Genomic DNA, 12,848 nt, shown 5'->3' on the forward strand with positions numbered 1-12,848 from the left:
GTTCCCTTAGAAGCCGATATTTTGGGTAATAACGCCTGCGGACAGGTTGACGATGGGGCTGACTTCAAACACTACTGAGTCAGCGGTGTAGAGCAGCACTTGGGCGCAACGGTGTAAACCGCATTGCTTGGAGGCATCATTGAGTTGTTCGGGCAAGCTGGAGGCGTGGAAAACAAAGGCTTTGACTTGCAATTGCTGCGGGTCGGTCAGGGTTTTACCGGTAATGCGCTTGAATTCGGCATCCAGCAGGCTGCGCTGTTCGTCATCAGCAAAGATTAGGTCGGAGGCGCGTTTGAGTTCGTTATCGGTCAGCGGTAATTGCAGGTTTTTCTCGCGTTTGTTGGACAGGATTTTATTGGTATCCAAGTCAATCACGCTAATGATGGTTTCATTGGTGGCGTAGTCGTAGGTGTACACGTCGGCAAGGCGGGCAGTTTCGCCTTTGGCATTGAGATGGCGTTCGACCAGCAAGCGTTCTGGGGCTGGGATGCTGGCGTTGTTGGCGTTGTTGGCGTTGTTGGCGTTGTTGGCGAGTTGGCGGGTGGTGGCGACGGGTGGGGCGCTGCTAGCTTGCTGAATGGCACGTTCCATTTCGGCGGCGCTGAGTGGATCGAGGCTACCCGCCTGAGTAGGCAACGCTGCCAGCACTAAGGGGAGGCAGAGCAATAAAGAACGCAGGGACGGTACGTTTGGCATGACTGAAACCATTTATTGTGAATCTTGGTAACAGTCTAGGCAGGGAGTGAGCTGGTCATCCATCGTGTGGATGCCAGCCTATTTTGTTTTTATGATAAGCGGTGAGAGGCGTTATTGAGCGGTCGGTTTTGCCGGTTTGGCGGCGCTCAGTACCATGAGGATATTGCGGTCGTTGTCTAACAAATGCAGTTGATCCAGCACGATGGCGTATTGGCTGGTTTTGGCAAGTTGCGCAAAAAACTGTTGTTCCAATTGGCTTTTGTCACCCATGCACGCCATTTTGGTTGCACCGATACCGCTGCTGCTAAACACGCCATCGCTGCTGCCAGTGTAGTTACCGAAAAATTGGTTGCATCCGGCGTAGCCATTCATGCGGCTGGTATCGAACTGAATCGTTGGCAATTTATCCGTTTTCACGGTTTGCCCACTGAGCGTTTTTAAGTCCCATTGTGTGCCGGAAAGCGTCATGGGCGTCACCGCTTTCTCGGTATCGAGGCTGCAAGCGGAAATGATTGCTAAAAAAGCGAGCACGCCAAGCATTTGTGCTGAGACGGAGGGGAAGAATGTTTTGAGCATTGCGGAACTCCTAGGTGGTTTTAGTTATTGTCTATAAGAGAGTAAAAACAGCAAAAAGTTGCTATGTTTAACTCTCTATCGTGTGCTTTTGTGGCGAAATCCGCAAAATAAGCAGACAAACTGCATGATTACGCTATTTGAGGAGAAACGTTATGAGTAAACACCCTGAGGAGACACTGGGGCAATTACTGGAAAGCGCAAAAACTCTGCAACTGGCAACGCTGGATGCAGGGGGCGAAGCGTCGATCAGTTATGCGCCTTTCGTGCGGGATGATGCGGGTAATTTCTACATTTTTGTAAGCGGGCTTGCCAGCCATACGCAAGAAATTTTGCATCATCCGCAGGTGGCAGTGTTGTTGATTACGGATGAGCAAGATGCCCGACAGATTTTTGCGCGTACCCGTGCGACCTATCGTTGTGTGGCGGAAGTGGTGGCGCGGGAAGAGGCGGCGTATCCGCTGATGCTGGACAAGATAGAGGCGCGGTTTGGCAATGTGGTGGGCTTGCTGCGTGGCTTGGGTGATTTTGTGATGTTCCGCTTGAAACCGCAGTCTGGGCGGTTTGTGATGGGATTTGGGCAAGCGTTTGTGCTGGCGGGTGAGGGGCTGCGTGACGTGCAGCACATTGGGGCGGGGCAAGCCTAATGCCAGAGTGCGGGTAACGGCACTGCCCACAGCTTTTCACCAAACGGGACGGTTTCTGTGCCTTGGTACAATACCACGCCACAGAGAAAGTCATCGCCTACCTGTTGTTGCAGTTCTTGCAAGCCTTTGAAATCAATGCTTTGGACTTGCCCTGCGGCTTTGACTTCAACACCTGCTAATTGTCCGTTAGGTTGTTCTAAGACGAAATCGACTTCTTTACCGTCACTGGTGCGGAAATGAAACAGGTTGGCGCGGGTATTGCTGAACGACAATTGCTTGATTAGTTCGCTGGCGACAAAGTTTTCCAGTACATGCCCAAACAGCGTAGGGTTGTGTAATGGTAAATCTTGTAGGCGGTAGCCGAGCGTGTGGCAGAGCAAATTGGTGTCCAACAAGTAGGCTTTGGGTGCTTTGACTAGGCGCTTTTCAATATTGCGAAACCACGGCGGAATGTCGGTAGTGAGGTACATGAATTCCAATAGGGTGCGGTAACGTTTGCCTGTCACAGCATTCAGACCGACACTGCGGGCGATTTCACTGTCATTCACCAGATTGCCTGCGCGTGCTGCCATTAGACGTAATAGGCTGGGTAGCAAGGTGATTTTTTCGACTTCGGCAATTTGGCGCATGTCACGTTGCAAGAGAGTGCTGATGTAGTTGTCGAACCACCGTTCGCGTTCTGCCTCGGTTTTGCCGGGGAGTTCTGGAAATGTCGCATCGCGGATGGTGGTGAGCGTGGCTTCCATACTGGTGCTGAGGGTTTGATAGGGGAAGCGGTTGTTGAATAAGTTGCTGAGGAATGTGCCGCTTTGTTCATGCAATTCCAGTGCGGATAAGGGGTAAAGGCGTAGCAATGCCATGCGCCCGACCAGTGCATCCGCGAGTTTGGGCAGTGCCATGATATTGGCTGAACCTGTTAGTAGGTAGCGTCCGTTACTGTTGGCTTTGTCTTTGAGGCGCAAGTCGTCGATGCGTTTTTTGAGGGCGCGGAAGATGTCGGGGACAAGCTGAACTTCATCAATAATCAGCGGGCGGTCGCGGCTTAGGAAGAAGTCGGGGTTGCTGACAGCGGCAGCCATCGCGGTGGGGCTGTCGAAGGTGACGTAATCCGCTGGGAAGTGGCTGGCGGAGAGCGTTTGTACCAAGGTGCTTTTTCCGGCTTGGCGTGCGCCGCTGATGAATACAATCGGGCTGCTGTTGAGGGCAGTCAGGAGCTTGGGGGCGAGGTGGCGTTGGGTGAACATAGTTTGCAAATGTAAAGTTAAGCTTTAGATGTTTTAAAGTATAGTGTTTGATTTACAAAATCACGAGATGTATTTGAGTGACATTATGAGTTTCCAAGATAAAATCCTGTTCAACCCCATCGGCACAATCTCTTCCCCCTACAAAGAAAAATTCGGCATCCCCCGCCAACCCGGTTTGGTCACAGCCGCTCGTGCCACGCTCACGCTCTTGCCACCGTACAACCAACCCGAAATTGTGCGCGGACTCGAAGGCTTTTCCCACGTCTGGCTAATCTTCGTATTCCACGGCACGCAAGCGCAAGGCTGGAAACCCACCGTGCGCCCACCACGCCTCGGCGGCAATGCACGGCTGGGCGTATTTGCCACCCGTTCCACTTTCCGCCCCAATCCCATCGGGCTTTCCGTTGCCGAATTGTGCGACATTACCATCCAAGGCAATCACATCACCCTCGAACTCGCGGGTGCTGATTTGCTGGATGGCACGCCGATTTTGGATATTAAACCGTACCTGCCGTATGCCGATGCGCTTACTCATGCCAGCGCGGGCTTTGCCCCCGATGCGCCCAGCCCGCAACAAACCGTGGTCTTTTCCGCCAAAGCCAGCCTGCAATGCGCCCAAAAACAAGCGCAGTATCAGACGGATGTTCGTTTACTGATCGAACAGATTCTGAGCCAAGATCCGCGCCCCTCCTACCAACACGGACAGCAAGCGGGGCGGGTGTACGCGATGCGTCTGTACGATTTCGATTTGCGTTGGCATTACCCCGCGTCTGGCATTGAAGTGCTAGAATTAGCCGACTTTGATCAATCCCTCTAAAAACCACAACGAATCCATTATGTTGAAGAAATTTGTTATCACAGCGGGGCTATGTGCCAGCGTTGCTAGCGTCAGTGCGGAAGCGCTTCGCCCTGTGCCTGCCGCGCCCCAACCGGCGGAACTGACCCTGATTCGCCATCAGCACACCCTCGATTTGCCGGAAGAGATTACCGCGCTGATGCAGCAAGCCAAGATTCCAGCGCAGAATTTGAGTGTGTACATCCGTGATTTGAGTGCGGATGTGCCGATGGTGGTACACAACGATAAAGTGCCGCGCAACCCCGCATCCGTGATGAAATTGCTGACGACGTGGACGGCACTCAAGCTGCTCAGCCCTAGTTTTACGTGGAAAACCGAGGCGTGGACACGCGGTGAACTCAAGGATGGGGTTCTCAATGGCGACTTGATTCTGAAAGGTCACGGCGATCCCTATCTCACCGATGAAGCGTTCTGGCAATTGCTGCATGACTTGCAACTCAAGGGCGTGAAAGACATACGCGGTAATTTGGTCGTCGATAATAGCTATTTCAGTGTGCCTGATTATGACCCCGCCGCGTTCGATGGTGAGCCGACGCTGGTGTATAACGCCCGTCCGTCGGCGTTGATGTTTAACTTTCAGGCGAACCGTTTTCTGCTGGAAGCCGACCCAGTGAATGGCAAGGTGGGGATTACGCCGTTTCCGCTGATTCCCGGTTTGCAATTGGAGAACAGCATGACGCTCGCCAAAGGCGGTTGCAGTAAATGGCATTACCACCCGACGTTTCAGCCAGAAGAAGCCGCGCTCAAAGTCTCTGGCGCGTATTCGGCGGATTGCGGTAAAAACTTCGTCATGCGCGTGATGTCTACACCAGAAGAGCACGTTTTTAATGCCTTCCGTGACGTTTGGAAATCACAGGGCGGCGTGTTTAACGGTAAACTGCAAGTCGGTCAGGTGCAAACGACGGATGTATTGCTGCATACGCACGAGTCACGCACGTTGGGTGAGCAAATCCGCTTTGTGAATAAGTGGAGCAATAACGTGATGGCGCGGAATATGTTTCTCACCGTGGGTGCGCAAACCCTTGGCGTACCTGCTACATTGGATAAGAGTCGTATGGCTACTGCGAATCTGCTGCAAAAAGCGGGGATTGATTACACCGACCTAGTGGTGGAAAACGGTTCTGGCTTGTCGCGTGTGGAACGTTTGAGCGCTCGGCAGTTAGGGCAGTTGCTTGAAACGGCATGGCGCGACCCGTATATGCCGGAGTTCGTGGCATCCTTGCCGTTGCTGGGTGAAGATGGCACGTTGGCTGCCCGCTTTAAAGACGATGATTTGCGCGGACGTAGCCACATGAAAACCGGCACGCTCAGTGATGCCACGGCGATTGCAGGGTATATGTTGACTCGTAGCGGTAAGCGTCTAGTCATCGTATTGCAGCATAATGGTCGGGAAGCCCAAGGAAGTGGACGCCGCTTACAGGATGCGATTCTGAAATGGGCGTTCGAGCAATAATCAAAAAGTTGATCTGACAGTAAGGAGCGGAAGCCGCCGTGAAAAGCATCGTTTGGGGGTTGTGTTTACTGAGCGTAAGCCCGCAGGGATTTGCGGCTTTTTTCCAGCAAACCGAAGAAGAGGTGGCAGCCAAAGCCGAATCACCTGTGCAGGTCACTATTCAAGGGGCAGAAACGGCGCTGGCGGATAATTTGCGAGCGTTTATGCCGTCGTTGCGCAACCTGAAATGCGATAGTGCGGCGGATCGGGTGGCACGTTTTATTGAGTCGGCAACCGAAAAATTACACGAAGGCGCGGAAGCGATGGGTTATTACGCGGCGCGTTTCAATGTAACCCCCGTGCAACAGGGCAATTGTTTGGCACTGCATGTGGCAGTACAGCCCGGTGAACCTGTGAAAGTGACGCAGATTGAGGTGCAAATTACGGGGGCTGGCAAAGATTTGCCTGACTTCCGTGAGATTATCGCTGTGCCCCCCTACCAACGCGGCGAGGTGTTGGTGCATCAAAAGTACGAAGATTTCAAAGCGAATTTGAACCGTACTGCCAATAATTTGGGATTTTTTGATGCGGAATACGGGGTGCATGAGCTGCGGGTAGACCCTGCTACGCGCCAAGCTCAAGTGCGTTTGCATTTTGACACGGGCAAGCGTTATCAGGTCGGCAAGGTCAAGGTGGAACAGGATGTGCTGGCGGATAAGTACCTGAAGCGCTATTTGCGGGTGCGTGAAGGCGATACCTATAATGCTGAAAACTTATTGAAACAGCAGCGTATTTTGGAAGGCAGTGGCTATTACAGCGACGTACAAGTAAGCGGCGCTTATCAGCAAGCGGAAAATGGTAATGTGCCCGTGGGGATTACCGCGCAACGCCGCAAACGTTACACCTATACGGGGCAAGTGGGTTACGGCACGGATACGGGCTTCCGCGTGGAAACAGGGATGGAGTCGCATTGGGTCAATAATAAAGGGCATAAACTCAATGCCAAAGCGGTGTTGGCGCAACACGAGCAATCCGTAGAGGGTACATACAAAGTGCCGTTGTGGCAGCCGGAACACGAATACGCCAGCGCATCGGGCGGTTGGCAACATACCAGCAATAACGACATTGAAAGTCAAGGCATTAAGTTAGGCGTGGATTACAACCGCCGCACGGACAGCGATTGGCAACAAACCGTTTTTGTGAATTACCTCGATGAAACCACGCGGGTGAGCAGTGGGGGCGAAACCCATTCCCAGCTCACGCTTGGCGGGGTGCGTGCGAAAAAAACCAAAACGGACGCGCTCTTGTTCCCCCAACGCGGTTGGCAAGTAGCGGCTGAGGCGCAAGGCGCGGTGGCAGGCGTATTAAGTGATCAAAGCGTCTTGCAGGGCAAGGTGAACGGTAAATACCTGCATACCTTGGATGGCGGTGACAAAGTGATTGCGCAAGGCGCGTTGGGGACAACGCTGACCAATGATTTGAATGAAATGCCGAAGTCGTTGCGTTTCTTTGCGGGTGGGCAAGGTTCGGTGCGCGGTTATGATTTCGAGTCGTTGGGGGAAAGCAATGCGGCGGGCGATGTGATCGGCGGCAAGCATTTGCTGACTACGAGCGTGGAATATGAACACCCGTTGCAAGACGCATGGAGTGGCGCGGCATTTGTGGATGCGGGGAATGCGTTTGACAATACCGCGCATTTGACCATGAACGTGGGGGCGGGGTTTGGGGTGCGTTACAAGTCGCCGGTGGGACCGATTCGGGCGGATATTGCTGTGCCTAAAGAGGATACCCAAGATGTGCATTTCTATTTCAGTTTAGGGCCGGATTTATGAAGCCTTGGGCGAAATATTGGTTGGTGAATCCATTGGCGGTGTTGCTGTTGCTACTGATGTCGGTATTGGGATTGCTGGTATTTTTAGCTGCCTCACAAACGGGGACGCAGTTATTGTTGAACAATGCGTCGCGGGTGGTGACGGGGTTGATATTGGAGGGGGCTGGCGGGGCATTGATCGACGGGGTGTCGGCGACCAAGTTGCGTTGGGGCGATACGACGATGCAGGTGGAGGCGAGTAATCTTGCGCTACGGCATTCGGCAGATTTGGGAACGCCAACCACCTTCCGTATTGAACGTTTGCACATGGATAAGTTGGTGCTGACACTTCAGGAAACGCCTACAGCAGCGGGGCAACGCGAGCCGTTTGTATTACCGAGTCTGGTGCTGCCCTTCAATGTGGATGCGCGGGATGTCAGCATTGGTGAGTTGGAAATTCACAACGGCGGCGAGCCGTTGCGGTTGCGTGACGTGGCGTTGGTGGGGCATACCCGCGATGGACGTTTGCAAGTAGATAGCTTGAAGGCGCAACTTTACGATGCACAGGGCAAAGTTGATCTTGCACTGGATGGCAGTATGGAATTGGGCAAGCCGCATGAGCTGAAGGTGCATCTGAAGGTGGTGTCAGACAGCAAAACGTGGGGCGTGGGCAATGGCACGATCCAGCTTGGTGGTGAGTTGGCGCATTACGATTTGGATACGGTGGCGGATTGGCAATACGATACTTACCCGCGTTATCAGGGCAAATTGCAGGGTAAGGGGACGTTTACGAATTTGGCAGTAAGCCACTTGCAATTGGAAGGGGCGGCGGGAAACTTTGCGGCGAATGGCACAATTGATTGGCAGACGGGGTTTGCTTGGGATGCGATGCTGAGCGGGAAGCAGTTGAATCCTGCTCCTTTTGCGAAAGAATGGCCTGCTAATCTTGAGGTGGCGCTGACTTCTAAGGGGGCGTTGACGGAGGATACGACGAACATCGCGGTGGATATTACGCAGTTGCAGGGCAAGTTACGTGAGTATCCGGTGGATGTGAAGGGGCAGGGCGATTGGAACGGTAAGTTGTTGGTTGTAAAAGCGCTGGATGCGTTGGTGGGTGATAACCGCTTGCTAGCGAAGGGCAATGCGGGCGATAAGCTAGCGGTGGAATGGCAATTGGACGCGCCTGTGCTTGCCCAGCTTTACCCCAAGATTAAGGGTGCGGCGAAGGGGAATGGCACATTGCGGGGCTTGCCGGACGGTTCGGAATTGCAATTGGATGTGGTGGATTTATCGGGCAAGGTGGAAGGTTACGACCTGAATGCGAAGGGTAAACTTGATTGGGGTAAGGCAAAGCTGGCGGCGCAAGAGGTGGTGATTCAATCGGGGGGCAATCGGCTGGAGGTGTCGGGGCAAGCGACCGAGCCGTTTGATTTGCGTTGGAAAGTGGATGCGAAAAATCTTGCGAAAGCGTGGAAAGGCTTGGAAGGCAGTTTGCAGGGCGAAGGTATTTTTAAGGGCAAGCTGGATCAGCCGGAGATTCAGGCGGATTTGCAAGGCAGCAAATTGCGCTTTCAGGATTACCGTGTTGGAACGTTGGATGTACAGGCGCAACAGACGGGTGAACGTTACGAGCTGAAGGGTTTGCTCAAGGATTTTAAAACGGGTGATACGTTGCTTGCGTCGGCGCAAGTCGAGGGGCAGGGCACGGTGTTGAATCATCGGATGACGGCGCAAGTGGTGCATGAGGCGGGTAAGGTGGATCTTGCGGCGAACGGTGCTTGGAAAAATGGGCAGTGGTCGGGGGAGATTCCGCGCTTTACTTTGCGTGATACGCCAGCGGGTGATTGGACAATGACCGCGCCGATTACGTTGCAAGCCTCGGCGCGAGCGTTTAGCAGTTCCAAGATTTGTTTGAGTAAACGCGAGTCGCGAGCCTGCGGTAAACCGGCGTGGACTCCGCAGGCAGGTTTTAGTGTGACGGGTGATTTGCAACAGATTCCGCTGGTGATGTTGCACCCGTGGTTGCCGGATACGGTGAGTTTGGCGGGCAGTGCGGATGCAGATTACCGTTTTGAGCAGCGTGGCGGGAAGCCAGTGGCGGAGATGGCATTGCGCTTGCCAAACAGTTCGGTGAGTGTGCGCGGCAGTAAGGGCAAGACGGAGACTTTGCAATACAGCAATACGCGGGCGGATATGCGGCTGAATGATCGGCAGATGGATGTCGATGCGCAAGTGGATTTGGTGAATTACGGGCAGTTACGGGCGGATGGGCGTATCAATCTTGCTCCAGCGGATGGCAATCACCGTATCAATGCGCGTGTGACGGCAGATATGCCCGATATTGGCTGGTTGGAGCGCTTTTCGCCGCAGCTAGAGCATTTGCAGGGCAAGGTAAATGGCGATGTGGTGATCAGTGGTTTACTGAAAAAGCCTGAGGTGACGGGCGATGTGCGTTTGATAAATGGGGCGGTGCATTTGCCGGAAGCGGGGGTGACGTTGGATGCGATTAACCTCAGTATGAAAGCCAGCGGTACGGAGCGTGCGGTCATCAATGGCACATTGCGTGCGGGGGCGGGAATGCTGAGCGCGAATGGTGTATTGTCGTTAGCCAATTTACCGCATTGGCAAGCCCAGGTGAATTTGCAGGGGAATAATCTGAAGTTGATGGATACGCATGAGGTGCAGGCGTTGGTGTCACCTGATCTGAATCTTCAGATAAGCCCGCAAGAAGTGGCGATTAGCGGTAGTGTGCTGATTCCTGAAGCGACGGTTAGTTTGCGGGAAATTCCTAAAACGGCGAGCGTCCGGTCGGATGATGTGGTGATTGTGGGACGTAATGCCACTGCTGTTACAGCGCAACAGACGGAGGTGTTGGTTAAGGATGCGCCGTTAAATATTAAGCCCAATGTGGTGATTGAGCTGGGTGATAAGGTTAAGTTTAATGGGTTTGGATTGGCGGCACGCTTGACGGGCAAATTGCGGGTATTGCGGACGCGGCAAGATATTATTGCTGAGGGGGTGTTGAGCGTGGTGGATGGCGTATACAAGGCCTATGAGCAGAATCTGGCGATTGAACGTGGGCGATTGCTATTTAATGGACCACTGAATAATCCGGGGCTGGATGTGAAGGCGGTGCGTGAGGTCGATGATGGCGACATTAAGGTCGGTATTTCTTTGGTGGGGACGGTGCAACAGCCGGAATCCAGTCTGTTTTCGACGCCGTTGCAAACACAAAGCGATACCTTGAGCTATTTGCTGACGGGGCGGGCGATGTCGGGGTTAAGTGGCGATCAGTCTTCCTTGCTGATGGATGCGATTACGGGGTTGGGGATTGCAGGTGGTGAAAATCTGGCGCAGCAACTTGGCGGCAGTTTGGGTTTGGATGAAGTGGGCTTGAAAACCAAAAACGGTGATTTCGATCAGAGTGAGCTGGCGTTAGGGAAGCGGCTAGGGGCGCGGTTGTATGTGCGCTATATTGTAGGCTTGTTTGATGCGTTGCAACGGGTGGCGATTACCTATCAAATCAATAAGCATTTGCAAGTAGAGGCACAAGCAGGCGTGCAGCAAGGAGTCGATTTGATTTACAAAGTTGACACGAATGCGGGGCCATTGGGTAATTGAGGCAATATATCTGCACATTCTTGAATAAATAGCTGGATTTTTGGGTGAGATGCAGATTATGATGCGACACGCTAATTTTTGTGAAATTTAACTGATGTGCTTTACCGTCTAGCCATCAAAAATTAAAAACAAAATTCTGCTTTTCCAAGGTTGACATTGATGAGTGATTCACTCAAAATGCCGTCCTTTCCAGTCGGAGGGGTTCCCGAGCGGTCAAAGGGGACAGACTGTAAATCTGTTGGCTCTGCCTTCGAAGGTTCGAATCCTTCCCCCTCCACCATATTTTAGTTTGCACGTTCAGCTTGATTTATATCGTCATGCGGTACGGTGCGGGCACACGACTTCAGGCGGGTGTAGTTCAATGGTAGAACTTCAGCCTTCCAAGCTGATTGCGTGGGTTCGATTCCCATCACCCGCTCCAATTTCTGGCTGAGTCGTTAAAATGGTTTTGCTCTCATAGCTCAGGTGGTAGAGCGCATCCTTGGTAAGGATGAGGTCGGCAGTTCGACTCTGCCTGAGAGCACCAATTATTCAGGAATTTAACGGGAAGTTATCGATCATGGCAAAAAGTAAATTTGAGCGTAATAAAACGCACGTAAACGTTGGCACAATCGGCCACGTTGACCACGGCAAAACCACACTGACAGCAGCATTGACAGTTGTACAGGCCAAGAAATTTGGCGGTGAGTCAAAAGCTTACGATCAGATCGATGCAGCTCCTGAAGAAAAAGCACGTGGTATCACTATCTCCACAGCACACGTTGAATACGAATCTGAAACACGTCACTACGCGCATGTAGACTGCCCAGGTCATGCTGACTATGTTAAGAATATGATCACTGGTGCTGCTCAGATGGACGGCGCAATTCTGGTGTGTTCTGCTGCTGACGGCCCAATGCCACAAACACGTGAGCACATTCTGCTGTCCCGCCAAGTTGGCGTTCCATACGTTGTTGTTTACATGAACAAGTGCGACTTGGTTGACGACGAAGAGTTGTTAGAGCTGGTTGAAATGGAGTTGCGTGAGCTGCTGTCTAGCTACGACTTCCCAGGTGATGATACACCTATCGTCAAAGGTTCTGCGCGTATGGCACTGGAAGGCGATGAGTCTGATATCGGTGTTCCATCTATCGCACGTTTGATCGAAGCTATCGATACTTTCATTCCAGATCCAGTGCGTGCAATTGATGGCACGTTCTTGATGCCAGTTGAAGACGTATTCTCTATCTCCGGTCGTGGTACTGTAGTAACTGGTCGTATCGAACGTGGTGTGGTTAAAGTGGGTGAAACCATCGAAATCGTTGGTATTCGTGATACGAAATCCACTACCGTTACGGGCGTTGAAATGTTCCGTAAGTTGCTGGATCAAGGTATGGCGGGTGACAACGTTGGTTTGTTGCTGCGTGGTACTAAGCGTGAAGAAGTTGAGCGCGGCCAAGTTCTGTGCAAGCCAGGTTCAATCAAGCCACACACTCAGTTTGAAGCAGAAGTTTATGTTCTGTCTAAAGATGAAGGTGGTCGCCATACGCCATTCTTTAAAGGCTATCGCCCACAGTTCTATTTCCGTACTACGGACGTAACCGGTGCTTGCGAACTGCCAGAAGGCGTTGAAATGGTTATGCCAGGTGACAACGTTAAATTGGTTGTTACCCTGATTAACCCAATCGCGATGGAAGACGGTCTGCGTTTCGCTATCCGCGAAGGTGGTCGTACCGTTGGTGCTGGCGTTGTTGCTAAGATCCTTGCGTAAATAATACCTTGTGTTTTGAAAGAGTAGAGAGTATCCTCTCTGCTCTTTCTTGCCTTTACAGGCCAATAGCTCAATTGGCAGAGCGGCGGTCTCCAAAACCGCAGGTTGGGGGTTCGATTCCCTCTTGGCCTGCCATCTTTATAGATGGCTTTGGACAATAAATTGTAAGCGTTATCGTTAAACTGTTCGCAGTGTGTTATCCAAAGTCATTCGACTATC

The 12,848-nt window shown here is 52.4% G+C and carries 9 protein-coding genes and 4 tRNA genes; 10 read left to right on the forward strand and 3 right to left on the reverse strand.

The genetic code is table 11. The features are described from left to right. Positions 1-6 precede the first annotated feature (6 nt). On the reverse strand, positions 7-696 hold the full coding sequence (locus J1836_RS09440) for a hypothetical protein (protein WP_207250871.1): 690 nt from the start codon (positions 694-696) through the stop codon (positions 7-9). Positions 697-807: 111 nt separating this feature from the next. After that, a complete protein-coding gene (locus J1836_RS09445) occupies positions 808-1,272 on the reverse strand; it encodes an META domain-containing protein (protein WP_207250872.1) in 465 nt (154 codons plus the stop codon). Positions 1,273-1,424: 152 nt separating this feature from the next. On the opposite strand from J1836_RS09445, the gene J1836_RS09450 reads away from it, so the two are divergent. After that, positions 1,425-1,916: a HugZ family pyridoxamine 5'-phosphate oxidase gene (locus J1836_RS09450; protein WP_207250873.1), complete on the forward strand. Its 492-nt coding sequence runs from the start codon at positions 1,425-1,427 to the stop codon at positions 1,914-1,916. Here J1836_RS09450 and J1836_RS09455 read toward each other — a convergent pair. Continuing rightward, positions 1,913-3,160 (reverse strand): ATP-binding protein, encoded by a 1,248-nt coding sequence (locus tag J1836_RS09455; RefSeq protein WP_242632835.1) that lies wholly within the window; start codon positions 3,158-3,160, stop codon positions 1,913-1,915. The two genes, J1836_RS09450 and J1836_RS09455, sit on opposite strands and share 4 nt — an antisense overlap. A gap of 85 nt (positions 3,161-3,245) precedes the next feature. On the opposite strand from J1836_RS09455, the gene tsaA reads away from it, so the two are divergent. The 9 genes from tsaA (at position 3,246) to J1836_RS09500 (ending at position 12,764) form a co-directional block, all read left to right on the forward strand. Next, on the forward strand, positions 3,246-3,977 hold the full coding sequence (gene tsaA / locus J1836_RS09460) for a tRNA (N6-threonylcarbamoyladenosine(37)-N6)-methyltransferase TrmO (protein ID WP_207250875.1): 732 nt from the start codon (positions 3,246-3,248) through the stop codon (positions 3,975-3,977). A 19-nt stretch (positions 3,978-3,996) separates the two neighbouring features. Beyond that, on the forward strand, positions 3,997-5,469 hold the full coding sequence (gene dacB, locus J1836_RS09465) for a D-alanyl-D-alanine carboxypeptidase/D-alanyl-D-alanine endopeptidase (RefSeq protein WP_207250876.1): 1,473 nt from the start codon (positions 3,997-3,999) through the stop codon (positions 5,467-5,469). 38 nt (positions 5,470-5,507) lie between these two features. After that, positions 5,508-7,280, forward strand: a complete 1,773-nt coding sequence (locus tag J1836_RS09470) for an autotransporter assembly complex protein TamA (protein ID WP_207250877.1) — start codon at positions 5,508-5,510, stop codon at positions 7,278-7,280. Next, positions 7,277-10,879: a translocation/assembly module TamB domain-containing protein gene (locus tag J1836_RS09475; RefSeq protein WP_207250878.1), complete on the forward strand. Its 3,603-nt coding sequence runs from the start codon at positions 7,277-7,279 to the stop codon at positions 10,877-10,879. Before J1836_RS09470 ends, J1836_RS09475 begins: the two co-directional genes overlap by 4 nt. Before the next feature lie 195 nt (positions 10,880-11,074). After that, a tRNA-Tyr gene (locus tag J1836_RS09480) sits at positions 11,075-11,159 on the forward strand. A 67-nt stretch (positions 11,160-11,226) separates the two neighbouring features. After that, positions 11,227-11,300: transfer RNA gene (locus J1836_RS09485), tRNA-Gly, on the forward strand. A gap of 29 nt (positions 11,301-11,329) precedes the next feature. Then, positions 11,330-11,405, forward strand: a tRNA-Thr gene (locus J1836_RS09490). Positions 11,406-11,438: 33 nt separating this feature from the next. Next, a complete protein-coding gene (gene tuf / locus J1836_RS09495; protein WP_207250879.1) occupies positions 11,439-12,629 on the forward strand; it encodes an elongation factor Tu in 1,191 nt (396 codons plus the stop codon). A gap of 59 nt (positions 12,630-12,688) precedes the next feature. After that, positions 12,689-12,764, forward strand: a tRNA-Trp gene (locus tag J1836_RS09500). Positions 12,765-12,848: the final 84 nt, after the last annotated feature.

Origin of the sequence: Thiothrix fructosivorans (assembly GCF_017349355.1) — a bacterium.
Lineage (GTDB): Bacteria > Pseudomonadota > Gammaproteobacteria > Thiotrichales > Thiotrichaceae > Thiothrix > Thiothrix fructosivorans.

Coding starts and splice junctions, on each gene's coding strand:
- J1836_RS09475 (WP_207250878.1), top strand. CDS start 7,277: ATGAAGCCTTGGGCGAAATATTGGTTGGTGAATCCATTGGCGGTGTTG.
- J1836_RS09440 (WP_207250871.1), bottom strand. CDS start 696: ATGCCAAACGTACCGTCCCTGCGTTCTTTATTGCTCTGCCTCCCCTTA.
- tsaA (WP_207250875.1), top strand. CDS start 3,246: ATGAGTTTCCAAGATAAAATCCTGTTCAACCCCATCGGCACAATCTCT.
- J1836_RS09450 (WP_207250873.1), top strand. CDS start 1,425: ATGAGTAAACACCCTGAGGAGACACTGGGGCAATTACTGGAAAGCGCA.
- J1836_RS09455 (WP_242632835.1), bottom strand. CDS start 3,160: ATGTTCACCCAACGCCACCTCGCCCCCAAGCTCCTGACTGCCCTCAAC.
- tuf (WP_207250879.1), top strand. CDS start 11,439: ATGGCAAAAAGTAAATTTGAGCGTAATAAAACGCACGTAAACGTTGGC.
- dacB (WP_207250876.1), top strand. CDS start 3,997: ATGTTGAAGAAATTTGTTATCACAGCGGGGCTATGTGCCAGCGTTGCT.
- J1836_RS09445 (WP_207250872.1), bottom strand. CDS start 1,272: ATGCTCAAAACATTCTTCCCCTCCGTCTCAGCACAAATGCTTGGCGTG.